At 59.3% G+C, this 24,206-nt stretch carries 21 protein-coding genes and 3 pseudogenes; 13 read left to right on the forward strand and 11 right to left on the reverse strand.

Annotated features, from left to right (window positions below):
- Positions 1-61: 61 nt before the first annotated feature.
- Genes HU773_RS13295 through mexE form a run of 3 tightly spaced genes read right to left on the reverse strand, consistent with a single transcriptional unit; the run spans position 62 to position 5,913 of the window.
- The gene (locus HU773_RS13295; RefSeq protein WP_057959735.1) at positions 62-1,477 is read right to left on the reverse strand and encodes an efflux transporter outer membrane subunit; all 1,416 of its coding nucleotides are present in this window, start codon (positions 1,475-1,477) and stop codon (positions 62-64) included.
- A complete protein-coding gene (locus HU773_RS13300; RefSeq protein WP_120732962.1) occupies positions 1,474-4,653 on the reverse strand; it encodes an efflux RND transporter permease subunit in 3,180 nt (1,059 codons plus the stop codon). Before HU773_RS13300 ends, HU773_RS13295 begins: the two co-directional genes overlap by 4 nt.
- Before the next feature lie 15 nt (positions 4,654-4,668).
- Entirely contained in the window at positions 4,669-5,913 is a 1,245-nt protein-coding gene (mexE, locus tag HU773_RS13305) for a multidrug efflux RND transporter periplasmic adaptor subunit MexE (protein ID WP_057959775.1), read from the reverse strand.
- Positions 5,914-6,643: 730 nt separating this feature from the next.
- On the opposite strand from mexE, the gene yddG reads away from it, so the two are divergent.
- Positions 6,644-7,534 (forward strand): aromatic amino acid DMT transporter YddG, encoded by an 891-nt coding sequence (gene yddG, locus HU773_RS13310; protein ID WP_057438397.1) that lies wholly within the window; start codon positions 6,644-6,646, stop codon positions 7,532-7,534.
- Here yddG and HU773_RS13315 read toward each other — a convergent pair.
- The 3 genes from HU773_RS13315 to HU773_RS13325 form a co-directional block, all read right to left on the reverse strand.
- Positions 7,531-8,493 carry an arsenic resistance protein gene (locus tag HU773_RS13315; RefSeq protein WP_186625931.1) on the reverse strand — a complete coding sequence of 321 codons (963 nt, stop codon included), beginning with the start codon at positions 8,491-8,493 and terminating at the stop codon, positions 7,531-7,533. The genes yddG and HU773_RS13315 overlap by 4 nt on opposite strands.
- Before the next feature lie 161 nt (positions 8,494-8,654).
- Positions 8,655-9,281: a LysE family translocator gene (locus HU773_RS13320; protein ID WP_057438400.1), complete on the reverse strand. Its 627-nt coding sequence runs from the start codon at positions 9,279-9,281 to the stop codon at positions 8,655-8,657.
- 156 nt (positions 9,282-9,437) lie between these two features.
- Entirely contained in the window at positions 9,438-9,833 is a 396-nt protein-coding gene (locus HU773_RS13325; RefSeq protein ID WP_057959733.1) for a hypothetical protein, read from the reverse strand.
- Between the two features lie 392 nt (positions 9,834-10,225).
- On the opposite strand from HU773_RS13325, the gene HU773_RS13330 reads away from it, so the two are divergent.
- On the forward strand, positions 10,226-10,615 hold the full coding sequence (locus HU773_RS13330; RefSeq protein ID WP_120732971.1) for a MerR family transcriptional regulator: 390 nt from the start codon (positions 10,226-10,228) through the stop codon (positions 10,613-10,615).
- On the opposite strand, the gene HU773_RS13335 is transcribed toward HU773_RS13330, so the two are convergent.
- Entirely contained in the window at positions 10,581-11,561 is a 981-nt protein-coding gene (locus tag HU773_RS13335) for an NAD-dependent epimerase/dehydratase family protein (RefSeq protein WP_169990097.1), read from the reverse strand. The genes HU773_RS13330 and HU773_RS13335 overlap by 35 nt on opposite strands.
- Before the next feature lie 172 nt (positions 11,562-11,733).
- Between HU773_RS13335 and HU773_RS13340 the strand changes: the two genes are divergently transcribed.
- The 5 genes and pseudogenes from HU773_RS13340 (at position 11,734) to HU773_RS13355 (ending at position 15,468) form a co-directional block, all read left to right on the forward strand.
- Positions 11,734-12,273 (forward strand): ATP-binding protein, encoded by a 540-nt coding sequence (locus tag HU773_RS13340; protein WP_057959730.1) that lies wholly within the window; start codon positions 11,734-11,736, stop codon positions 12,271-12,273.
- Positions 12,274-12,921: 648 nt separating this feature from the next.
- A pseudogene (locus HU773_RS27795) lies at positions 12,922-13,206 on the forward strand (HAMP domain-containing protein); the annotation flags it as partial.
- Positions 13,207-13,338: 132 nt separating this feature from the next.
- Positions 13,339-14,064, forward strand: a complete 726-nt coding sequence (locus HU773_RS27800) for a methyl-accepting chemotaxis protein (protein WP_374068045.1) — start codon at positions 13,339-13,341, stop codon at positions 14,062-14,064.
- Between the two features lie 157 nt (positions 14,065-14,221).
- Positions 14,222-14,779 (forward strand): helix-turn-helix domain-containing protein, encoded by a 558-nt coding sequence (locus HU773_RS13350; RefSeq protein ID WP_057959728.1) that lies wholly within the window; start codon positions 14,222-14,224, stop codon positions 14,777-14,779.
- Between the two features lie 107 nt (positions 14,780-14,886).
- Positions 14,887-15,468, forward strand: a complete 582-nt coding sequence (locus HU773_RS13355; protein WP_186625930.1) for an HD domain-containing protein — start codon at positions 14,887-14,889, stop codon at positions 15,466-15,468.
- Here the strand turns inward: HU773_RS13355 and HU773_RS27420 are convergent.
- Positions 15,465-15,599, reverse strand: coding sequence for a helix-turn-helix domain-containing protein (locus tag HU773_RS27420; RefSeq protein ID WP_225923873.1), 135 nt, complete (start codon positions 15,597-15,599; stop codon positions 15,465-15,467). The genes HU773_RS13355 and HU773_RS27420 overlap by 4 nt on opposite strands.
- A gap of 233 nt (positions 15,600-15,832) precedes the next feature.
- On the opposite strand from HU773_RS27420, the pseudogene HU773_RS27805 reads away from it, so the two are divergent.
- The 3 genes and pseudogenes from HU773_RS27805 to HU773_RS13370 all read left to right on the forward strand — a co-directional run.
- Positions 15,833-16,053: pseudogene (locus tag HU773_RS27805) on the forward strand (DUF1493 family protein); the annotation flags it as partial.
- Positions 16,054-16,115: 62 nt separating this feature from the next.
- Positions 16,116-16,970 carry an EamA family transporter gene (locus tag HU773_RS13365; protein ID WP_057959726.1) on the forward strand — a complete coding sequence of 285 codons (855 nt, stop codon included), beginning with the start codon at positions 16,116-16,118 and terminating at the stop codon, positions 16,968-16,970.
- A 269-nt stretch (positions 16,971-17,239) separates the two neighbouring features.
- Positions 17,240-17,728, forward strand: a pseudogene (locus HU773_RS13370) (P-loop nucleotide/nucleoside kinase family protein); the annotation flags it as partial.
- Between the two features lie 51 nt (positions 17,729-17,779).
- On the opposite strand, the gene HU773_RS13375 reads toward HU773_RS13370, so the two are convergent.
- Positions 17,780-18,946 carry an MFS transporter gene (locus HU773_RS13375; protein ID WP_186625929.1) on the reverse strand — a complete coding sequence of 389 codons (1,167 nt, stop codon included), beginning with the start codon at positions 18,944-18,946 and terminating at the stop codon, positions 17,780-17,782.
- A gap of 94 nt (positions 18,947-19,040) precedes the next feature.
- Between HU773_RS13375 and HU773_RS13380 the strand changes: the two genes are divergently transcribed.
- Positions 19,041-19,934, forward strand: coding sequence for a LysR substrate-binding domain-containing protein (locus tag HU773_RS13380; protein ID WP_120732986.1), 894 nt, complete (start codon positions 19,041-19,043; stop codon positions 19,932-19,934).
- A 356-nt stretch (positions 19,935-20,290) separates the two neighbouring features.
- Here the strand turns inward: HU773_RS13380 and HU773_RS13385 are convergent, their stop codons facing one another.
- Positions 20,291-21,235 (reverse strand): alpha/beta fold hydrolase, encoded by a 945-nt coding sequence (locus HU773_RS13385; RefSeq protein ID WP_120732988.1) that lies wholly within the window; start codon positions 21,233-21,235, stop codon positions 20,291-20,293.
- Positions 21,236-21,396: 161 nt separating this feature from the next.
- Here HU773_RS13385 and HU773_RS13390 point away from each other — a divergent pair, with 161 nt between their 5' ends.
- A complete protein-coding gene (locus HU773_RS13390; RefSeq protein ID WP_120732990.1) occupies positions 21,397-22,128 on the forward strand; it encodes a helix-turn-helix transcriptional regulator in 732 nt (243 codons plus the stop codon).
- A gap of 180 nt (positions 22,129-22,308) precedes the next feature.
- Here the strand turns inward: HU773_RS13390 and HU773_RS13395 are convergent, their stop codons facing one another.
- Entirely contained in the window at positions 22,309-23,682 is a 1,374-nt protein-coding gene (locus HU773_RS13395; RefSeq protein ID WP_217883924.1) for a transposase, read from the reverse strand.
- 251 nt (positions 23,683-23,933) lie between these two features.
- Here HU773_RS13395 and HU773_RS13400 point away from each other — a divergent pair, with 251 nt between their 5' ends.
- Positions 23,934-24,140, forward strand: a complete 207-nt coding sequence (locus HU773_RS13400) for a hypothetical protein (RefSeq protein WP_225923859.1) — start codon at positions 23,934-23,936, stop codon at positions 24,138-24,140.
- Positions 24,141-24,206 lie beyond the last annotated feature (66 nt).

Consider the following 24,206-nt stretch of genomic DNA (forward strand, 5'->3'; position numbering starts at 1 on the left):
GACCGAATGGACCACGGGGCAAAAATTGGTTGGATGCGACCAACCAAAGGAGCTCTTTACATCATTTTGCGCTGGCGACCACCGTCTCCGGCTGCCAGCCGCCACCCAATGCCTTGTAGATCGCCACGATGCCGCGATACAGGTCCACTTCGGCCAGGGCCTGGGCGTCTTCGGCCGCCAGGCGTTCACGCTGGGCGTCGAGCAGCACGAGGAAGTCGGCGGTGCCTTCGCGGTAGCGAATCTGCGCCAGGTCGGCCGCGGCACGGCTCGATTCGCTCTGGCGGATCAGCGACACCAGGCGCTGCTGGCGCTTGCCGTAGTCGCTGAAGGCGTTTTCTGACTCTTCCAGCGCCAGCAACACTTGCTGCTCGTAGGTGGCCAGGGCGCCATCGGCTTCGGCATCCGCACCGCGCAAGCGGGCGCGTACGCTGCCCAGGTCAAAGGCGGCCCAGGTGATGCTCGGGCCCAGGGCCCAGGCATTGGCGGCGGATGAGCCGATCTGCGAGCCACGGCCAGCGGTAAACCCGAGGAAACCACTGAGGCTGACCCGTGGAAACAGGTCGGCCTTGGCCACGCCGATTCGCGCGGTGGCGGCCGCCAGTTTGCGTTCGGCACTGAGAATGTCCGGGCGCCGTTGCAGCAACTGCCCCGGGTCACCAATCGGCAAGGCCTTGGCAATCGCCGGCAGGTTGGCCGGGCTCAGGTCCACGCTGAGTTTGTCCGGGCGCTGGCCGAGGAGGGTGGCGATGCGATTGCGCTCGCGCACCTGCTCGGCCTGCAATTGCGGCACGCTGGCTTCGACTGCTGCCAGGCGCGCATCGGCACGCACCACGTCCAGTTGGTCGCCGACGCCGGCGTCACGCAGGCTTTCGGTGATGGTGCGCGAATCCTGCTGGTTCTTCAGGTTGGCGAGGGCGATTTTTTCCCGCAGTTGCGCCCCGCGCAGTTGGCCGTAGGCGTCCACCAGTTCGGCAATCATGCTGACCTGCAGTTGATAGAGGTCGGCTTCGGCGGCCTGCTGGTCAGCGTCACTGGCTTCCAGGTTGCGCTGGATGCGGCCAAACAGGTCCAGTTCCCAAGCCATGTCCAGGCCCAGGTCATAGCGTTCGCTATTGACCCGGCGGGTGGTCTGGCCTGGGATCTGGCCCTTGGCCAAATCGCTGCTGGCACGGCTGGTGATGGTCGGCATCGCGTCATTGCTGGCGTCATCGCGAATCGCCCGGGCAGCTCGCAGGCGGGCAAACGCTACCCGCAGGTCTCGGTTGCCGCTCAACGATTGGGTCACCAACTGGTTGAGGATCGGGTCCTCGAACTGCTGCCACCAGATGCCTTCGAACTTGGCGTGGTCGTACTGCTTGGCATCGGTGGCGGCCGTGATATTGGCCGCCTCCAGCTGCTGGGCTTTATAGTCCGGGCCGACGGCACAGGCGGCGAGCGCCAGTACCAGCAGGCTCGGCAGGAACACTTTCACACTCATTGCTGTGTCTCCAGCTGCAAGGCCTTGGCCGCTTTGCGTGCTTCGCTGCGCTCCACATAACGGCGGATCAACACGTAGAACACCGGCGTCAGCAACAGGCCGAAGAAGGTCACCCCGATCATCCCGGAGAACACCGCCACGCCCATGGCATGACGCATCTCGGCACCGGCACCGCTGGAGAACACCAGGGGCACCACGCCCATGATGAAGGCGAACGAGGTCATCAGGATCGGCCGCAGACGCAGGCGGCAGGCTTCCAGCACCGCAGCCAGCGGGTCGAGGCCTTCTTCCTGTTTATCCTTGGCGAACTCGACGATCAGAATCGCGTTCTTACAGGCCAATCCCACCAGTACGATCAAGCCGATCTGGGTAAAGATGTTGTTGTCGCCACCGGACAGAATCACCCCGGTAATAGCCGACAGCAGGGTCATCGGTACGATCAGGATCACCGCCAGTGGCAGGCTCCAGCTTTCGTACTGGGCGGCCAGTACCAGAAACGCCAGCAGTACGCAGAGCGGGAACACGAACAGCGCGGTGTTGCCCGAGAGGATTTGCTGGTACGTCAGGTCGGTCCACTCGTAGGTCATGCCGTTGGGCAGTTCCTCTTTGAGCAGTTTTTCGATCGCTGCCTCTGCCTGGCCCGAGCTGTAGCCGGGTGCAGCGTTGCCGTTGATCTCGGCGGTGATAAAGCCGTTGTAGTGCATCACGCGGTCCGGCCCCGAGGTGTCGCTGACCTTGATAAAGGTCGCCAGGGGGATCATCTCGCCCTTGTTGTTGCGCACTTTCAATTGGCCGATCTGATCCTGGTCCAGGCGGAACTGCTGTTCAGCCTGCACGTTGACCTGATAGGTCCGGCCAAAGCGGTTGAAGTCGTTGGCATACAACGAGCCCAGGTAGATCTGCAGGGTGTCGAAGATGTCGCTGATCGCCACGCCGTGGGTCTTGGCTTTTTCCCGGTCGATAGCAGCATCGACCTGGGGCACGTTGACCGTGTAGCTGGTGAACAGGCCAAACAGTTCCGGCACGTTGTGGCTCTTGGCGATGACGTTCTGTACTTCTTTGTACAGTTCCTCGTAGCCCAGGTTGCCACGGTCTTCGACCTGCAGGCGGAACCCGCCGATAGTGCCCAGGCCCTGTACCGGCGGCGGTGGGAAGATCGCCATGTAGGCTTCCTGGATATCGGCGTACTTGCCGTTCAGCGCCCCGGCAATCGCCCCGGCGGACATGCTTGGGTCTTTACGCTCGCCGAACGGTTTCAACGTCACGAACACGATGCCGCTGTTCGGGCTGTTGGTGAACCCATTGATCGACAGGCCCGGGAAGGCGATGGCGCTTTCCACGCCGGGCTGTTTCAAGGCGATGTCGGACATGCGCTTGATCACGTTTTCGGTGCGGTCCAGGCTGGCGGCGTCCGGCAACTGGGCGAAGGCCACCAGGTATTGCTTGTCCTGGGCCGGTACGAAACCGGTCGGTGTGTGGGCAAAGCCGAAGAAGGTCAGCACCATCAGGCCGCCATACACGAACAGCGCGATACCGGTGCCGCGAATCACTCGGCGCACGGTGCCTACATAGCCATGGCTGGCCTTTTCGAAGAAACGGTTGAACGGGCGGAACAGCCAACCACCGAAGAGCTTGTCGAGGAACCTGGAGAACCGGTCTTTCGGCGCGTCATGGCTGCGCAGCAAGACCGCTGCCAGGGCCGGCGACAGGGTCAGGGAGTTGAATGCCGAAATCACGGTGGAGATGGCGATGGTCAGGGCAAACTGCTTGTAGAACTGCCCGGTCAAGCCACTGATAAAGGCGGCCGGAATAAACACCGCACACAGCACCAGCGCCGTGGCAATGATCGGCCCGGTCACTTCGCTCATGGCTTTTTCGGTGGCCGGGAAGGGCTCCAGGCCCAGCTCGATGTTACGTTCGACGTTCTCCACCACCACGATGGCGTCGTCCACCACGATGCCGATGGCCAGCACCAGGCCGAACAGCGACAGCGCATTGAGGGAGAAGCCGAACAGGTGCATTACCGCAAAGGTGCCGATCAACGATACCGGCACCGCGACCAGGGGGATGATCGACGCACGCCAGGTCTGCAGGAACAGGATCACCACCAGCACCACCAGGATCAACGCCTCGAACAAGGTGTGCACCACCGCCTCGATCGAGCCGCGCACAAACACGGTCGGGTCGTAGGCGATGCGGTAGTCCATGCCTTCGGGGAAGCTCTTTTTCAGCTCGGCCATTTTGCTGCGCACATCATTGGAGATGTCGATGGCATTGGAGCCCGGGCGCTGGAAGATCGGAATCGCCACCGCCGGCTGATTGTCGATCAGCGAGCGCAGGGCATATTGGCTGGAGCCCAGCTCAACACGAGCGATGTCCTTGAGGCGCGTGATTTCACCGTTGTCGCCGGCGCGAATCACGATGTTTTCGAACTCTTCCTCGGTGACCAGGCGGCCTTGGGTATTGACCGACAATTGGAAGCTGGTGTCGTTGGGCGCAGGCTGCGCGCCCAGGGCACCGGCGGCCACCTGGCGGTTCTGTTCGCGGATCGCGGTCACCACATCGGTGGCAGTCAGGTTGCGCGAGGCGGTCTTGTTCGGGTCCAGCCACACCCGCAGGGAGTAATCGCCCATGCCGAACAACTGCACATCACCCACGCCGCCCAGCCGCGCCAATTCATCCTTGATATTGAGGATCGCGTAGTTGGACAGGTAGAGCATGTCGTAGCGCTGGTCCGGGGAGGTCAAGTGCACGACCATGGTCAGGTCGGGGGAGGCCTTGTCCACGGTAATCCCGATGCGCGTCACTTCCTCAGGCAGTTTGGGCTGAGTGCGCGTCACACGGTTTTGCACCTGTACCTGCGCGTTATCCAGGTCGGTGCCCAGGGCAAAGGTGATGGTCAGGGTGAGCTTGCCGTCGGCGGTCGACTGCGAGGACATGTAGAGCATGTTCTCGACGCCGGTGATCGCCTGTTCCAGCGGCGAGGCCACGGTTTCGCCGATGACCTTGGGGTTGGCGCCGGGGAAGTTGGCGCGCACCACCACGGTTGGCGGTACCACTTCCGGGTATTCGCTGATCGGCAGTTGGAACAGCGAGATCGCGCCGGCGATCAGAATCAGCAGCGATAGCACCGCTGCGAAGATCGGCCGCGATATGAAGAACTTGGAAAAATTCATCTGGTGTGTAGTCCCTTAACCGCGTGGAATCGCGACACTGGCGAGCTTGGGCGCGGCTTTATCCGGCGCCACTTGCTCCAGGTTGCTGGCTTCAAGCGCTTGTCGTTGTTGGGCCAGGGCGGCGAGGGTTGCCTGGCTGGCCATCGGGATGGTTTCTGGGGCAACCGGCGAACCCGGACGTACCCGCTGCAGGCCTTTGACGATAATGGTGTCGTCCTTGCTCAGGCCGCTGCGCACGATGCGCAAGCCTTCGATCTTCGGCCCCAGTTCCACGGCGCGGTAGGCGGACTTGTTGTCGGCGTCCATCACTAGCACAAACTTCTTGCCCAGGTCGGTGCCCACGGCTTCGTCGGTGATCAGCACGGCAGAGTAGGTGCCGCTGCCGACCAACTTGAGGCGCGCATACAGGCCGGGGGTGAAACGCCCGTCACTGTTATCGAACACCGCGCGGCCGCGGATGGTACCGGTGGCCGGGTTGACCTGGTTATCGACAAAGTTCATCTGGCCCAGGTGCGGGTTGCCGTCTTCATTGGACAGGCCCAGGTACACCGGGGTGGTGGCGCCGCGACGGCCCTGGCGCGCCAGTTCGGTGTACTTGAGGTACACGCGCTCATCGGCGTCGAAGTAGGCGTAGACCTTGTCGGTGGAGACCACGCTGGTCAGCTCGGTGACATCGGCGGTCACCAGGTTGCCGGCGGTGATTGCGGCGCGGCTGACACGGCCACTGATGGGCGAGGTGACGCGGGTGAAACTGAGGTTCAGGCGGGCCAGGTCAAGTTGCGCCTGGATCCCCGCCACCGCTGCGCGGGCTTCCTGGGCGGCGGTGGTGCGCGAGTCGGCCAGTTCGGCGGAAATCGCATTGCTCTGGCGCAAGCGCTCGCCACGCTGGGCCTCGTTGTCACTGCGCGATGCGGCGGCTTTGGTTTGTTGAAGCTGGGCTTCCAGACGGCGGACTTCAGCCTGGAACGGACGCGGGTCGATCTGGAACAGCAGGTCGCCTTTTTTCACCAGTGCGCCTTCAGTAAAGGCGACCTGGTCGATCTGACCCGACACGCGTGGGCGGATCTGTACGGTTTCCGGGGCTTCCAGGCGGCCGGTGAACTCGTCCCATTCATTGACCGGTTGTTCCAGGACCTTGGCAACGCTGACTTTGCTGGCGGGCATGGCGGCCGCTTGCTCGGGGGCCTTGCCGCATGCGCTCATCACCAGCACGGCCAAAAGGGCCAGGGGATAGCGCAAATGTTTGAGTGACTGTTCCATGAGGTGCATCCGCCAAATGTATTTGAGATGGGCGGATCATGCTCGGCAGCGTGCTCGCTCACGAATCGAATGAAACAAAGGTAACTATCATTCGGAATGATATAAGGGCCGGCCAAGCCCTCTAGGATGGGGGTTTCGTTAGGGGGCTATCAATCCCATTGATGACAAGACACCGTTGTGCGAACTGCAACCAACCAAGAAATCCTGCCCTAAAGAGATCACCCTGTGGGCGGGCTTGCCCGCGATAGCGGAGGGTCAAGTAGGGATGTGTCGACTGATCCACCGCCATCGCAGGCAAGCCAGCTCCCACATTTGACTTGTGGTGTGGCCACAATTTTCTGTTCGCTGAGTTCCCCCTGTGGGAGCGGGCTTGCCCGCGATGGCGGTAGGTCAAGTAAGGATGTGTCGACTGACCCACCGCCATCGCAGGCAAGCCAGCTCCCACATTTGACTTGTGATGTGGCCACAATCTTCTGTTCGCTGAGTTCCCCCTGTGGGAGCGGGCTTGCCCGCGATGGCGGTAGGTCAAGTAGGGATGTGTCGACTGATCCATCGCCATCGCAGGCAAGCCGGCTCCCACATTTGAGGTGTGGCGTGGCCAGAATTTCTGCCCTCAATGAGATTCCTTTGTTGTGGTTCCCACAAGGAGACAAGCAATAGCCCAAGCGTGTACCGTTGCGGCCTTTGTGCCGCAGGCGCTGCGGTTGGGGACATTCACAGAGAGGCATCCATGCAGATCAGGGTTGAACGGGCCGCGACGGTGTGTGGTTTGGTCGCGATCATTTTATGGAGCACCGCCGCCGGGTTGATCCGCAGTGTCAGTGAGCTGTTCGGGCCACTGGGCGGTGCGGCGTTGATCTACACCTTGGGCGCCATCCTGCTGCTGGCCTGGTTGGGGCGGCCGCGTCTGCGTGCCACGTCCTGGCCTTATCTGATCATGGGCAGTGGCTTGTTCGTGGCCTACGAGGTCTGCCTGTCCCTGGCTCTGGGGTTTGCCAGCAACCGCAATCAGGCGATTGAGCTGGGGGTGGTGAACTACCTCTGGCCGTGCCTGACAGTGCTGCTGGCAATCGTCATGAATGGCCAAAGGGCGCGCTGGATCATCGTGCCAGGCTCGGCGCTGGCGCTGTTTGGCATTCTGTGGGTGGTCAGTGGCGATGGCCTGGCGCTCGCAACCATCGTCGCCAATGTGCAATCCAACCCCCTGAGTTACAGCCTGGCCCTGGGCTGCGCGATCACTTTCGCCTTGTATTGCAACGTCACGCGGCGCTATGCCGGCGGGCAAAACCTGGTGGTGCTGTTTTTCATCCTCACCGCCGCCGTACTGTGGGTGAAATACGCCTTCAGTGCCGAGGTGCTGCCGGCCTTCAGCCTGGGCAACAGCCTGGAGTTGCTGGCCACCGGTGTGGCCATGGCGGGCGGCTATGCACTGTGGAATATCGGCATCCTACGCGGCAACCTGACGTTGCTGGCGACCGCGTCCTATGGCGCGCCGGTACTGTCCTCGGCCTTCGCCGCGCTGTGGCTGGGCGCCCACCTTACCCCGCAGTTCTGGCAAGGGGCGGTGCTGGTGACCGCCGGTTCGCTGGTGTGCTGGCACGCGACACGCGCGCAATCCTAGCGGCTGCGCCAGACCAGGGCCGGGATCACGCGGATATAGATCAGCTCACACACCAGTTCGATCAAGGTCTGGGTGATAACGGCAGCAGCGGCCAGGGCGCGGATATCTGCCGGCAGTGCCAGCGCCAGCGGCAGGACCACCAGTGAGTTGCGGGTTGCACTGCTGAACGTCACCGAACGCGCGGTGCTTGCCGGCAGACGAAAGACCCAGGCCGTGAGCGCCCCGAGCATTGGCGCCAGTAGCATAAAGCCTAAGTAGACCGGCACCACCGGCAGCAACTGTTCGAGCTCCTGCGCGACAAACGCGATCTGCGAACCTATCACCACTATCAGCACCGCCGCCATGGCCGGCACCGGCATCCACGCCCAGGCGTCGTTCCAGCGTTCGACCAGGCGCGAGCGCCGGGCCCCGGCGCTGGTCAGTACCGCCAGCAGCAATGGCACCACGATCAGCAGCAAAAAAGCCTCGACAAATGGGCCGATGGGGATTGCCACCGCCGCCTCTACGCCCGGCAGCACCGCCAGGTACAGCGGCAGCAGCGCCAACTGCAGCAACAGCAAGACGGGGGTGGCGGCCAGTGTCAGCCGCGCATCGCCTTTGCCGATATGGGTAAACACCACCACGTAGTCGATGCACGGCGTGAGCAGCACCAGCAACGCGCCGATCAGCAGCGCCGGACGCTCGCTCAAGCCACGGGTCAGGCCCCAGACCAGCAGGGGGATCAAGACAAAGTTGGCAATCAGCAGTGCCGCCATAAAGCGTTTATTGGCGAGCCCCTGGCGCAACTGCAGAAACGGGATCTGCAGGAACATGGCGTACATCAGCACGGCAATCGTCGGGGTTACCAGGGCGCCAAGAGCCGGTGCGGCCTGTGGGGCGAGCAGACCGCCGAGCACCGCGCCGATCACGGCGACGAGGTAGACGGGGATCTGGTTGTGCTCAAGTTGTTCTCGGGTCACGGGGTGTCCTTGTCACGGGGGGCTGTTTGCGCCGTGCAGGGTAATCGAAACCACAGCCCCGCGCGCGGCCGCCATGTCCGCCCGCCGGATCGCCCCCGTGTAAGCCCAGCGCGCGCTGCAATGTCTGGCGCACAGGCAGGCCATCCAGTCTTTGGTCCGGTCTATTTTTGACTGAGTGCCGCTACCGAAAGCCCGGACGCGACGAAGGTCAGTCCGGCGCCCACATTCAGGCCATTGACCACTTTTGGCTTGCGCTGCAGCCATGTCGACAGGCGCGTCGCAAAGATCCCCATGAGCGCAAAGCCCAGGGCGGTCAATGCGGCGAACCAGGCGCCATAGACCATCATTTGCACGGTGACCGAACCCAATGACGGGTTGACGAACTGCGGAATGAACGCGAGCACAAACAGCCCAGGCTTAGGGTTCAGCGCCGCCGACAGGAAGCCGGTGAGGAAGATGTTTTTGAGCGGTTGCCGCGCCGCCGGTTTGAAGTTGATCAGGCTGCGCGAACGCAAGACCTTGATGCCCAGCCACAACAGGTAGCTGGCGCCGATGACTTTGACCACCCAGAAGGCCACGGCGGATGTCTGCATCAGCAGGGTCAAGCCCAGCGATGCGGTGGCCACGTGAAACAGAATCCCGGTACCCGACGCGATCCCCGAAATGGCGGCTGCCATACGCCCCTGGCTCAGGCCCCTGGCGATGGCCAGCAGATTGTCCGGCCCGGGGGAGAGCACCAGCAACAGGCAGGCGGCGGTATAGGTCAGCCAGATTTCCAGGGGGAACATAACGACAGTCCTTTCGTCGAGGGGGTAGGGAGGCCATCGTGCTCCCGCGGGGCCTCCAAGATCAAGCCTGCTGCCACAGGTTTGTTGGAACTAGCGCCTTCTCAGGGCATGGCGTAGTCGCCACGAATATGGTTCAACCCTCTCGACGCCGCGACATCACTGCGGTCCCAGATCTACGATTTTGTTTCGCTGCAGTTCTGCGTCAATCTGCTGATCAAACCGGTTCACTTTCTCCAATTGCACAGGGCTGAACTTTTCGTCGGGCAGGTCTGGCCTGAAATGAATGCTGACGGGCCACACATTTTTCGGTGGGGTTACATAGTCAGCGAAGTGAGGTGCGCCGATTGACACGCTGACGTTTTCAATACCCAGTGAATCGGCCAGTTTATGAAAGCTTTCGGCCGTCGGGAATACGTGTTCATTGGCTACGCTGACGCGCACAGTTTGTCGATTCGGCATGCCTGGCTCGGGGGGCATGCGCAGCTCTTCAATCTGTGGTTGAGCATTGGCTGAGAGGGCCGCTGATGGCTGATATGGAGCGCTGTTGATCATGCTGGATTCCTAAGTGTTGTTGAGGGGATCAGGGGGTTGCCTGATCGCTCAACTCAGTGAGTGATTCAGCCATTTGGGTTCCGGTCAGAGAGTCATCAAGCAATACGGGGTGTTTAACGGGGAGGGGGCCTCAAGGGCGGCTTCCCCCAGACTCTTAGCCTGTACGAAATCATCTGATTGACGTCCCGGCCAGGCTTTCGGCGTGAGGGGCTGAAGGAGTGGATGGCGACGACACGAAAAGCCTCCGCGCAATAATTGGGTGCATTTGAACATTCACCGCATCTTGGTGGGGGGTGGTGATGTTCGGCCGTTTCCCCCAAAGCCGGTATTACCCACTGGAAGCCCAACCCAGTAAACTGCGGTCCGACGTCGCATCAGGGAGAAGACGGTATATGTACATTGGTGAACTGGCCAAGCTGACGGGATGCACGCCCAAAGCCATCCGTTTGTATGAACAACTGGGCCTGCTGACGCCGCAGCGCCGTGGCAGTTATCGGTTGTACACCGCCCATCACCTGAGGTTGGTGCAGATGATTCGCCGCGCCCAGGCGGTGGGGTTCAAACTGGCTGAATTGAGTGAGTTGCTGGCTGCCAAGCAACACCAGGCACCGTTCCCCCTGGCACTGGCCAATCAGGGCATCGAGGTCAAGCGCTTGGAGTTGCAGGCGCAGATCCTGGCCTTGCAGGATCGGCAGCAGCAGCTGACGCAGTTGCAACAACAGATCAACCAGCAATTCGCCCCCAGCCTCAGCGTGCCAACAAATGCGCAAATGCCTGGGTGAGGGCGTCATGCGGCGAGCGCGGCTGGTAGCCCAGTTCGTTGACCGCCTTGTCGATGCAGTAAACCTGACGCACGCCATAGAACATTTGCACCTGGCTGAGCAGCAAGTCAGCTGGCCGGCCGGTGTAGCGTGCCTGCTGCTCTTTCAGCCAGGCGATCAGCAATAGCAGGGGTTTGGGGGCGCGGCGCGGCAATGGGTAGCCTGGGCTAAGGGCGTTGAGGGCTTCGATCACCTGCGCCAGTGATGAGGCCTGCCGGTTGGCCAGTAGGTAGCGCTGGCCGGGCCTGCCGTTTTCCGCCGCGCGGATCAGCCCATCGGCCACGTCGCGCACATCGACAAAGTTGAAATGAAAATTCGGGTCCAGTACCAACTTGCGCGCCAGTACGGCTGCCAGAAACCCCATGGTGTCGGTAAGCCGCGTGGTATGCGGGCCGATGATTGCCGAGGGCAACACGCTGACCAGGGGCAGGTCATAGGCCCGGGCGGTTTCCCAGGCCGCGCGTTCAGAGAGGATTTTTGAGCGGTAGTAGGGGTTTTGCTGATCAGCGTTCCAGCTGGTTTCATCCAAAAACTGACCGTTGTGCCCGACGGCTGCCACGGAACTGACATACACCACCCGCCGAACCCCGGCCTCGGCGGCGGCACGCAGGACATTGCGTGAGCCTTGCACATTGACCTCGACGATCTCGGTCTGTGGATCCTTCGCCCAGTGCTTGAACACCGCCGCCACGTGGTACAGCACACCCACCCCTTGCAGGGCCTGGCGCAAGGATTGCGGATCTTGCAGCTCGGCGCGCACTAACTGGCAGTCGAGCCCTGCCAGGGCGGTGCTTCGCTCCGGGTCACGGACCCCGGCGCGCACCTGTTGCCCGCGGGCGAGCAGCGTCCGCACCAGGGTGTTGCCCAGATGCCCATTCGCACCGGTGACCAACGATAGCGTACTCATGGGTTGCCTTATCCGCTGACGGCGGAAACTGAAATAGATAAGGCAGGGTAGGGCTTGTCCCAAGGGACAGAGTCAAGCGCTGCCGTCAGCAAAAACCGCAATTTCGAGTGAACGGGTTCGCCCCTGGATTTCTTGTAGAATCCAACGCCGACTTATATTCATGGAGAGAACAGTGCGCATCTACATTACTGGCGCTTCGTGCGCAGGCGTCACGACGTTGGGGCAAGCCCTGGCTGCGTCGCTGGGCTTGATCCATGTGGATGTGGATGACTTTTACTGGCTGCCCACCCACCCACCGTTCACCACCAAGCGGCCACCCAATGAGCGCGTGTGTTTGATCAAGCAAGCGCTCGGTGACCAAGGCTGGGTGCTGACCGGCTCTTCTGATGGCTGGGGCGAAGCGCTTATGGTGCATGTGGACCTGATCGTGTTCGTGATAACGCCAACACCTGTGCGCCTTCAGCGGTTGGACCTGCGTGAAAAGCGCCTCTTTGGCGAGCGCATTGCCCCTGGGGGCGATATGCACGAGATACATGTCGCCTTTCGCGAATGGGCCTCCCAGTATGACGATCCGCGCTGTTCCGGGCGCAACCGAGCGCGGCATGAAGCGTGGATTTCCAGGCAGACGGTGCCGGTCTTGCGCATTGACGGGGAACACACGGCTGAGCAAATGGTTGCGCACGCCTTTCAGGCGACGTTGCTATACCGATAAATCCCGTTCAGCACAGGAGTCGGCGGCGACGTCAGGCGTCACAAAGGACACCTAACCGCCATCACCAAGGCGAAAACCTGCAAGTAGGCTTAAATCAGTGGTAACGAACGCGTCGATGGGTTTTAAACGACAGCTATCAATACCTTGTTTTAGGCCATAACCGCAGAGGGCTTAGGGATGTCGATAAAACTTCGTCTGTTTTTGCTGATCGGCACCAGTGTGCTTACCGTGCTGGTCATCAGCCTGGTGAACTACCTGGGGAATGCGCGGATGGAGGCGGCGATGATTGACAGTGAGGTCAGCATGACCGCCCTGAGCAATCATCTGGAGGCCGACATGATGCACGACGCGCTGCGCGCCGATGTGCTGTCGGCAATGCTGGTGGGGCTGGGCAAAAGTGTCAGCAGTCGGGATGAAGTACTTGAAGCCGTCACCGACCATACCGCGCACTTTCGCGAGGCGCTGGGCAATAACGTTGCGCTGCCGCTCAACCCGACCCTCGAAGCCGCGCTGAGTGACATCAAGCCCAGCCTCGACAATTACATCGCCCTGGGGGAGCGGATTGTCGGCGTGGCGATGAACGATCCGGTTGCGGCCCAACAAGAACTGGGCACCTTCAGCGACGCCTTCACCCAGTTGGAAGGCCGGATGGCCAGCCTCAGTGAACTGATCGAAAACAACTCCAAGGCCACTGGCGAGCAGACCCGTCAAACCGTGCGCAGCGCCAATTTTACCCTCGCGGTGGTGCTGGTGCTGTGCCTGCTGTTGCTGGTTGCCCAGGGCTACTGGGTCACCCGCAGCATCATGCGGCCGCTGCAACTGGCGCGGCAGATTGCCGAGAGCATTGCCCATGGCAACCTTAGCGAAGCGATTCCCGAACCCGCCAGCCGCGATGAGGCAAGCATGCTGATTCGCAGCCTTGCCGTTATGCAACATGACCTGCGCGGCATGATCGACGTGGTGCGCAGCAATGCCCAGGGCGTTACGCGCATGAGCCAACAACTGAGCAACGGATGCCATGAAGTGGCTGCCAGCAGTCAGCAGCAGAGTTCTGCAGCGGGGACCATGTCGGCCGCCACCAGCCAAATGACCGCCAGCATCGAAGAAATCACCCGGCATGCCGAGCACGCCCTGGAAATGGCCAACCAGGCGCAAACCCTGGCCAAAAACGGTGGGCAAGTTATTCACCAAGTCGTCAGCGACATGGACGCCATCGCTCGCTCGGCGCAACACTCGGCCCAGGTGATCCGCACCCTGGACAAGGAGTCCGAAGGCATCTACAGCATTATCCAGGTAATCAAGGGCATCGCCGACCAGACCAACCTGCTGGCCCTCAATGCCGCCATTGAAGCCGCCCGCGCCGGCGAGCAGGGGCGCGGCTTTGCCGTGGTGGCTGACGAAGTGCGCAGCCTGGCAGGGCGCACCAGCGCCTCCACCCAGGAAATCGCCAGCATGGTCACGCGTATCCAGCAAAGCACCCGCGAGGCTGTCACCAGCATGGAAGAAGGGGTGGCCCAGGTGGATAAAGGCATGGCCGTCACGGCCGATGTGGAGCGGGCGATCCGTGAGATTCTTGACGCGACGTTGAATACTACGCAGCTGGTTAACGACATTACCCGCACGATTGGTGAGCAGAGCCTGGCAAGTAATGAGATCGCGCATCAGGTCGAGATGATTGCCGGGATGTCGGAAGGCAATACACGGGTGATTGGCCAGACGGCCGGAACTACGGATGAGTTGTCGGCGCTGGCGGGGCAGTTGGCGCAGTCGGTGGGGCGGTTTCGACTTTGATGGGCTGAGACGCTCTGGGTCGGGGATTGGTGTCATGCGCCAGGAGTGGGCTGCAGAGCGGCTGTTTTCGAGGTGAAACGATCACTCTTTAGCCCATTTGCATGCAGGTCTCGCACAGAGCAAACTTGCGAGACCTTCCACTTTTCCGTAATACCAAATGTCTGACATGTTGCTAAGTCCTGTCTTACCCGGCGTTATGCTCAGGCGATGGCGCCTGTTACACCGGGTCAAACAATCCCATGCCGCGGAGCTGTTTAACGTCACTCAATCGACTATCTCTCGCTGGGAGAGTGGCGTACTCGAGTTGGATCCTCTCGCGCACAAAAAGCTTGAGCAATTGCTGGCCGCTCGTCTCACCACCGCGGCGGATAAAGCGCTGGGACGAATGGTGCGGGAAAGCTCGCGTCCTGTTCATCTCATGTGTGATTTGACGCACCGTCTGCTTGCTTGTTCTCCTTCGCGCGCCGCCCAGTTCACGAGTCCGGTCAGTGAACTGCTGGGTCGCTCGCTATGGCGCTTCGCTACGCCCAATATCATCAGCACCGAGCTCGCCCTGGATAAATTGGGCTGGCGGGAAGCCTTTGCACCCCCCGCGCTGGAGTTTCTGACGGGTGACAATAATTCGTCCATCGTTCCGATCAGCCAAAGCCTGTGTCGTTGGACGCGTATGCCCCTGTGCGACGGAACAACAGCGCGCTTGGTCGAGTCGCTCTGACGGCATCGCCCTGCATATTTTATGCGTGGACGCTGAACATCTTGAGATTTAGTCTGGCGTGAACAAGGTGAGCGGTATTCGGTTCGCCGACTGAATCAGAGGTTTTCATGGACATCGAAAAAATCAAAGGGCGCCTCGAATTTCTACGCGAGGCGGAAAAGCTCAAAGACGTGCTTAGAAGCGCGCACACCTCTTGCGGGCGCACCGAAAGCACGGCGGAGCATAGCTGGCGCCTTTGCCTGATGGCCATTGTCTTTGGGGACTACCTGACTGATCTCGATCGGCTGAAAATGCTCAAGATGTGTGTTATCCACGACTTGGGGGAGGCCATTAACGGAGATGTTCCCGCCGTCAATCAAGATTCGTTTCCCAACAAGAGCGAGCAAGAGAGAAACGATCTCCTGCTCTTGACCAGTGCCCTGGATGAACCGTTGAAGGCCGAGATACTGGCGCTTTGGGATGACTATGAAAATGCTTCGTCGCCAGAGGCCGTAGCCGTCAAGGCGCTGGATAAGTTGGAAACGATGCTGCAGCACAACCAAGGCAAGAACCCAACGGGCTTCGATTACGAATTCAATCTTGCCTATGGCAAAAAATACACAGATGCCGCGCCGTTGTTTGAGGTGCTGCGCACTATCATCGACCAGGAGACCAAAGAACACATACTGGCGAATTCTAAAAATCACTAAGTGGGTGCCGATTCGGGATGTGACTGAGGAGTCCCCTGAGTAGATCTCAAGTACCGATAAAGTGTCTGGCGACTGATTTCAAAGTTACGCGCTAGTTTAGATTTACTATCTCCAGCGCAGGCGCGGTCAATTCAGCTTACCACCAGATTGTTGGACGGTTTTTTCTTGCGGCCTCTGTAAACCCCACGCATCTTTGCGCCAGCAATTCCTAAATCCCGAAAGCCGACAGGTGACGGTCATCGCCATTGGGCGCACACCGCTAACAACGCCAAATATCAAGCATCCCACCAAGTTCAGTGATGCGTTGCAGGTGGCCATGTCACAAAGTGGTTGAAGCGGTGTAGAGAACAACAAAGCCTCGATCTTCGAAGTGGTCTCGGACGGTGCCGAGGCGAGGTATTTGATGAAAGGATTGGTAGAAATGTTTGCATTCGATTTTTGGGGGGCTACGACGCCTATCGCTACTTACAACCTGAAGGCTATGATCTGTTGCTCAAAAGTAGGGCCAAGGGTCGAGGCGACAATATCCCGATGACCATCGGCATACTCTACAAGGCCATGAGGGCCCAACGCTGGAACACTTAGGAGTCTGAAGGACTCTCGATGTGCAAAGCGAGCATCTATAAGGACAAAACGTGGATGTACTAATGGGGTTGCTGGCTGCCTTACTCTGGGGCGGTACAGATTTTTTAGTGGGCCTAAACGCTCGCGCAGTCGGCGTCAAACGCGCCGTGTTTTTCGGTCAGACGATGGGTTTTGCCATCATGAGCATACTGCTGATCGTTTTCCCGACCTTCATTCTTAAATCCATGGCAGCACCATTCGATATATGGCTCATCGGCATCGCCGCTGCCGTTTTGACTGTGTTCGGCGCCTTGGCCCTGTCCAAAGCGTTCGCACTTGGCAAAGCTTCTATCGTTGCGCCGCTGGTGACGTCCTACGGTGTGGTTACGACATTGCTGTCATGGGCTGGCGGTGAGCAGATCAGTCTAATCCAGTTGCTGTGCATCGCCTTGTGCGTGCTCGGAGTAATTCTCTCCAGCATTCACTCTGACTCGAAAGTGCCACACACCACGCAGGCCAGTAGTTCAATTTCCTTTGCGTTACTGGCGGCAGTGTTCTTCGGCACCAGTTTTTGGTTGCAGGGGCATTTCGTTCTCCCCGTCCTTGGACCAGTGACCATGCTTTGGCTGGCCTATCTGGTCGGGCTGATTGTAATGTTCGTTATGGTTTTGAAGATCAAGGAAGGGTTGAAATTTCCGCCCTTAAAAAACTGCATGGCGCTAACGGGTGTGAGCCTGATGAACCTAGGTGGTTTTTCGGCGTTCGCTTATGGAGCGGTGTCGGGATCAGTTTCGGTGGTGACAGTAATCAGCACATTGTCGGGCGGTATCGCGGCAATTTTGGGTTATGTGTTTTTCAAGGAACGACTGGGAAAGGTGCAGGTGCTGGGCGTTGTTCTGGTACTGGGCGGTGCATTTGTGCTGCACCTGAAAACCTGATATCTGCGCTCAAAAAAAGTAAGCGTATATCCAACACACGTTCACATGACCGACGGTGTGTGGTTCAGCCCGTCGACGGCATCCTGTATTTGCCGTACCCGATCTGTAACGGATGGCCAAGAGATAAGCGCAGTGCGTCTTCGCCGCACCGAATACGGCAACCACTCTGGCCGATGCTGGCGACTAGCCGATTCGACCCGAAGTGAGGTATCTGTAGTTGCTTCGACGCTTTTGTATGAGCATCATCAGGGTTCGACAAGGAGACGTCCCCTATGCCCAAACCCGTGCTTCATCTGATCTCAGGCAAGATTGCATCCGGCAAATCAACGCTGGCCAAAAGTTTGGCAGCCGAACAGTCGGCGATTCTGCTGAGTGAGGATCATTGGCTGTCACGGCTTTACCCTAATCAGATCAAGTCAGTAACCGATTACGTGCGCCTGTCGCGCCAGATTAGAGAGGTGGTGGGCCCGCTCGTCGTCGATGTGCTGAATACTGGCGTGACAGTGGTCTTGGATTTTCCCGCCAACACCCCTGAAGATCGACAATGGTTGCGCGGCCTCGCTGACTCAGCCGGGGTTGCCCATTGTGTCCACTACCTTGAGGTGGACGATGAGACCTGTCGAGGCAGGTTGCATATCCGCAACCGCCGCGCCGACCATGAGTTTGCGGCGACAGATGCTGAGTTCGATCTGATCACTAGCTACTTTCGGGCCCCGGACGAGGATGAAGGACTCCAGATTAAAATCCACCGTCTTTGACGGGTAGCGGCGCCTAGGGACGGCATCCTCCGGGGATGGCTCACATCCTCCTCACACCACCGCTGCCGCCACCGCCCTCGACCGCCAGGCAAACCCCAGCACCATCAACAACCCCAGCCCCGCCATTGCCGCTCCAGCCAGGGAAATCGCCGGATAACCCAACCCGGCGTTGATCACCGCGCCGCCCAGTGCCGCACCAATCGCGTTGCCGAAGTTGAAGGCGCCAATGTTCACCGCCGAGGCCAGGTTGGGGGCGTCCTTGGCGGCTTCCATCACGCGCATCTGCAGCGGCGGTACCAGGGCGAAGCTGGCGATGCCCCATATCAGGATGGCCACGGCAGCTGGCAACGGCCAGCGCATCAGTACGGTGAACGCCAGCAAGACGGCAATCAGCACGCTCAACGATACGATCAGGGTACGATCTATCGAGCGGTCGGCAGCCTTGCCACCCCACATGTTGCCCAGTGTGAGCCCCACGCCGAACAGCACCAGCATCGCGGTGATGTAGGCGGTGGACGCGTGGGTCTCGCTGCTGAGGATCGGCGCGATGTAGGTGAAGACGGTAAACATGGCACCCGAGCCGACGACGGTGAGGGCCAACGCACCCAGCACCGGGCCACGGCCCAGTACGCGAATTTCGGCCATTACTCCGACGCTTGGCGGCGCCTTCAGGTTGGGCAGGGCGAACCACAATGCGGCCATGGCCACCACGCCGAGGCCGGTAATGCCCCAGAACGCGGTGCGCCAACCGAACAGTTCGCCAAACCAGGCAGCCAGCGGCACACCGCCGATGGTCGCCAGGGTGAGGCCCATAAACATTGCCGCCACCGCGCCGGCGCGTTTCTCTGGGGCGACCACGCTGGCGGCGACGATGGAGCCCACGCCAAAAAACGCGCCGTGGTTCAGTGAGGTCACCACCCTGGCGACCATGAGGCTGTAGTAATCGGTCGCCAGGGCTGACATCAGATTGCCCAGGGTGAAAATCGCCATAAGCCCTATCAGCAGGTAGCGCCGGGGAATCCTGCCGGTGGTCAGGGTCATCAGTGGCGCGCCGAGCAGTACGCCCAGGGCGTAAGCGCTCACCAACAGGCCCGCAGCAGGAATCGAAACGCCGAGGTCCGCCGCAATGCTCGGCAACATGCCCATGGGGGCGAACTCGGTAACGCCGATGCCAAAGGCACCCATGGCGAGTGCAACGAGGGGTGGATTGATACGCATGAAAGGCTCCTTATCTATGCCGCCAATGCTACGATCCAGCCATCTGAGGCGGTAGATAGCATTTTTGGCAATCACCTTTGCGCAAGAGGCACAAATGGACTTCAACGGCAGATCCGGTGAAATGCTTGTGTTCGCCAGCGTGGCGCAGGAGGGCAGCCTCTCGGCGGCCGCCCGTGCATTGGGGCTGACACCCTCGGCGGTCAGCCGGATCATCGCGCGTACCGAACTACGCCTTGGCACCCGGCTGCTGTTGCGCACCACTCGCGCGATCATCTTCACCGCCGAGGGCGAGGCGTTCCTGCGAGGTGCCCGACGTATTCTGTCGGACATGAACGAGATGGAAGAGGCCATCGCCGACCAGGGCGTGCCCAGGGGCCGATTACGGGTCAGCGCCGCCCTTGGCCATGGGCGGCAGACCATCGTTCCCTTGGTGGCGGCATTCAGCGCGCAGTACCCGAACATCGTCGTCGACCTCAACCTTGGCGACGAAGTGGTCGACATTCTTGGCGGCCAAGCCGACGTAGCAATACGCTTTGGCCATCTGCCCGACAGCCCGCTGACCGCACGCAGGCTCGGCGACACCGGTGAGGTCGTGGTGGCATCGCCCGAGTATCTACAGCGCCACGGCACCCCCCAGGAACCGGAAGACCTGCTCCGGCACAACTGCCTGGGTTTCAACTTCCGGCGTGCCGAGCCTAACTGGCCGTTCATCCGCGACGGGAAAGAATTTTCCCTGAAGGTCAGCGGCAATATCGAATGCAGCAGCGGTGAAGCGCTGGCACAACTTGCGCGAGTCGGTGCCGGCATTGCGCGTATCGGCGAGTTCACCGTAAACGAGGATCTGCAGCGCGGCGACCTGATACCACTGCTGCAAGCCTGGAACCCCGGCGACCGGGAACCGATTCATGCGGTGTTCGTAGGCGGCTCGGCAATGCCTGCGCGGGTGCGGTTGTTTGTGGACTTTTTGCTGGAACATCATCGGATCTAGGCGGTGGTGGCAGATCAGCTTTCCGGGGGAGGGGGCGCGGAGGGGCAAGTAGTGAAAAACGCGGTAGTGTGGTCTGCCTGATGGGAGCAATGGGATGGGTGTCTGGCCTGCAGGTTGTGAATGGGCTTGATTGGTTGAAGGCTATTTGTGGGGGGCGGCTTGCGACCCATAGATGCCGCTGGAGACCAGAAGAAATCGGCCATTAGCCCATTGAGTGTCTACAAAATCAGAAGCGACTCACTTCGAGGCGATGGAGTGACGAAAAAGGTCGACTCTTCCATCGTTTTTCCTTCAGCGTTCGTATGCGCCCTCTATTCAAGAAAGAGGGCGCAAATGAGTCGTTGCTCTTTTGAGGGTCAGCTTGCAGACGTCTTCTTTAACCAGTCCAGAATTGTCTCGGTTGTCTCTTTTGGCTTTTCTTCCTGAATCCAGTGGCCTGTGTCCAGGCTGACAACCTCGACGTTTGGCACAAAGTCACTTAGATTTGGGGACTTTGGTATCGTATCGCGGTCCCCGTAGATCATTAGAGCGGGGTGATGAACAATCGGGTCAACGCCCGCCAAGAGATGCCAGTTGCGGTCCAGATTTCGATACCAGTTGATGCTGCTCGTGAAGCCAGAGATCTCAAACGCGGCGTCGAGGACAGACAAATCGGTATCTGTCATGAGCGGCTCTCCGGTATCAGCCTCAGCCTCAGCCAAGTTGATCATTGCCATTCCTAGTTCTGGTGCTTGTGTTTGTTCGTTCTTGCGATACAGATTTCGAAGGAACTGTTGCCTGTTTTGATCCAGGATCGCATCCGCCACTCCGGGGTACCGATTGAAATGCACCATGTAGTTATCAGGCCCCATGAAGCTTTCAATCAACTCCACCCACGGGATGTCACCCCGTTCCTGATACGGAAGTGCGAGCGCGATGAGCTTGCTCACTCGGTTTGGATGCAGTAGCGCCGTTCCCCAGACAACATTGGCGCCCCAATCATGGCCGACAAAGACGGCATCGTCGTATCCGAAGTGATCAAGCAGCGCGACAAGGTCGCCAGTCAAATGCGCGAGGTCATATGCGGTCACATCAGTCGGCCGTGCAGAATTGCCATACCCACGCTGGTTCGGCACGATGACGTGATAGCCAGCGGTCGCAAGCGCTGGCAATTGATACCGCCAGCAAAAGGCATGCGCCGGCCAGCCGTGACAAAGTACGATCGGGTTTCCAAAGTTTTCTTTTCCGGCTTCAAACACTTCCAATTCAACACCGTTTACCGAGATCAAGGTGGGCTGGGGAAAGCCGTTGGAGGTAAGCATTTATCTTCCTTTTGGGTTTGGATGGGCGACCAGGTAGCGGCGCAGCACTTAATGCCGGTAGGTCCGAGGGCTCGAGTCAGACATCAAGCTGGCGTCGACACTCGTAAACTATGAGGTAAAGGTGTCAAAATCTGACACCTTTGATTATTGATCCAAAGAAGATGAATGTTCGCCTTCGACAAGAAGCCATCATACGCAGCCTCCGTCGCAACGGATCATCAACCATTGCCGAGCTCGCAGGGCAGGTAGGGGCATCCCGCAGCACGCTGCTACGTGACATTAACGCGTTGCGAGAGCAGGGTTTTGTCATTCGCTCTGAACCTGGTCGCGGCGGCGGGCTGCAGCTTGACCCTCGTTCAGTTCAGACCGCGCCACGTTTATCAGTGATCGAGGTTTTTGCGCTTTTGATTAGCGTGGCATCTATGCGCGCGGCGGGAAATCTACCATTTTCAAGCGTTGCAGATACCGGGCTTGCAAAGATTGAAAAGGCACTGCCGTCAGACAAGATTCGGGATCTGCGGCATTTTCTGGACTGCCTGTATATTGGAGAACTTGCCCCGCAGGTGGAGAGATCCAATATCGGAACAATGGACCCTGCCTTGCTTCCGGAGTTCGAGGCAGCGTTTCTTCAGCGCCTGCATCTGCGGTTCAATTACCGCGATGCGAAAGGTGAAAGCAGCACACGTGTGGTTGAGCCGCAAGCGATGTTGATTCTGCCGCCCCTCTGGTATCTGGTGGCCTGGGATCCTGCACGTGAAGATTTCCGGCATTTCCGCATGGACAGGATCAGAAAACCGCACTGTATCGAAGGAACGAAGTTTCGAAAGCGGAACGTCGTTTTCGATGATGGCGTCCGGCCTCTGGATAATTCTGAATCGCCCCTGTCTTTTTAGACACACTGACCGCTTTAGGCCGATTCTGTTGAAAAAGTCGGATTTTCAGATCGCCTGAACTCAGGCACGACCACCACCGGAGAACCTACTCACCACATTGAGTGGTTTTTCGGCCCTTCGGTGACCTTTGCTGCTCTGTTATTGGGTTAATTTGAGGTTTTTTGCTTGGTGCAGGCGCACCTATCCCGTGACTGGTGGCCCTTGAGATGAAAATTTGGCCAGCCGTCGCAGGTTCTGCACCGCAGCGGCCAGCGTGAATTCATCCGTCGCACCACTCATGCCACGTAGTCTCAGGCGATCCAATTTCAGGATGCGCTTGAGGTGGGCAAACAACATTTCGACCTTTTTACGTTCGTGGCGAGAGCGCTGATATGCCGGCGTTGCTGCAATGCGCCGAGCCACATCGCGAGCGGCTTCATGGACGCTGCGAGCGATCTTGCGGAACGAAGTGTTCGGGCAGCACTTGGCTTTCATCGGACACGTAGCGCAGTCGGTCTGCCGGGATCGGAAGATGATGGTGTTGGCTTTGGTGACATGTGAACGCTCATTCTTGAAGGCTCGCCATTCGCTGCGCAATGGGTTGCCGGCCGGGCAGCAGTATTCCTCAGTCTCTTCATGCCAGTGGAAATCGTTGCTCGAGAAACTGTCGTTCTTGCGCTCGGTTTTGTCCCATACCGGCACATGCGGCTCGATGTCCTTTTCCTCCACCATCCAGGCCAGCATCGGCGCTGTACCGTAAGCGGTGTCGCCAATGAGGCGTTCCGGCTTGATGTCGAACTGCGTTTCGACCCGATCAATCATCGTCTTGGTACAATCGACTTCTGCGGTTCGATGAGCCGGTGTGGGTTCCACATCCATGATCACGCCGTACTCTGTATCGATCAGATAATTCGTGGAGTAAGCGTAGAAAGCTGGGCCTCCTGGAGCAGCGGTCCAGCGGGCTTGAGGATCAGTCAGCGACAGGCGCTTCGGTAGCGTTTCGGCCAGAGCCTCTTCATCGAGTGCCTCAAGGTACTCACGCACGGCGCGGGTGCTCAGAGATGGATCGCTCCAGTTGACCTGTTCATCTCCCGGTACGCCGCGCTGCCGACTCGCATCTGCTTTGATAATGCTGGCGTCCACTGCAAAGCCTTCGCCCTTGACCAGACCGGCGTCCATGCAGCGACGCAGCACTTCATTGAACAACCAGCGAAACAGATCACTGTCCCGAAAACGGCCGTGTCGATTTTTGGAAAACGTCGAGTGATTGGGTACTTCATCTTCAAGGCTCAACCGGCAGAACCAGCGATACGCCAGGTTCAAATGGGCCTCTTCGCACAACCGCCGTTCGGAGCGGATGCCATAGCAGTAGCCGACGATCAGCATGCGGATCATCAGTTCAGGATCAATCGACGGACGCCCAATCGGGCTATAGAAATCGGCGAGGTAATGGCGCAGGTCGCTCAGATCAAGACACCAATCAATGTTGCGTAGAAGGTGAGTGGCTGGGATGTGATCTTCAAGGTTGAACGAGTAAAACAGCCGCTCCTGCCCACTCGATAACTGTCCCATCATGTTGCGTGCTTCCCTGCTGGCCAATGCGGAGATTTTGCCGGAGGCCAGCCAGGGGAGCTACTTTTTCAACAGAATCGGCCGATACCTGACAGTGACGAACGGCGACTAATGGCCGTTTTCTGCCTTTCGTGACCGGCTGAAAAGGACCAAGACGGCCGTTGGCCAGGAGCATAGGCTGGAGATGTCTCCGGTGCAGGGGGCAGTCCAAAGCAGCCAACGGGTTGTCTAGTACATCTGGGGCGATTCAGAACGTGCCGAAGAAGATCGAACGGCTGAGGGCGCTTGGGTTGTTGGCGCCAAGTCTCTTGCGTAAAGTCGTCGACATGCGAAATATTCTCGAGCACGAGTACCCAACGCCTGAGCTTAAAAATGTTGAAGATGCGTTGGATATCGCTAGCCTATTCGTGATGTCCGCTTCAGCTTTGTTCATTCCATTCGATGATGTATTGGAGTTTTAACTTCCTGACGTCGTTGTGCTCGCATAATTAATATTATGGCTGTGAACGGCTGCAATCCACCAAAAA

Origin of the sequence: Pseudomonas shahriarae, from assembly GCF_014268455.2 — a bacterium.
Lineage (GTDB): Bacteria > Pseudomonadota > Gammaproteobacteria > Pseudomonadales > Pseudomonadaceae > Aquipseudomonas > Aquipseudomonas shahriarae.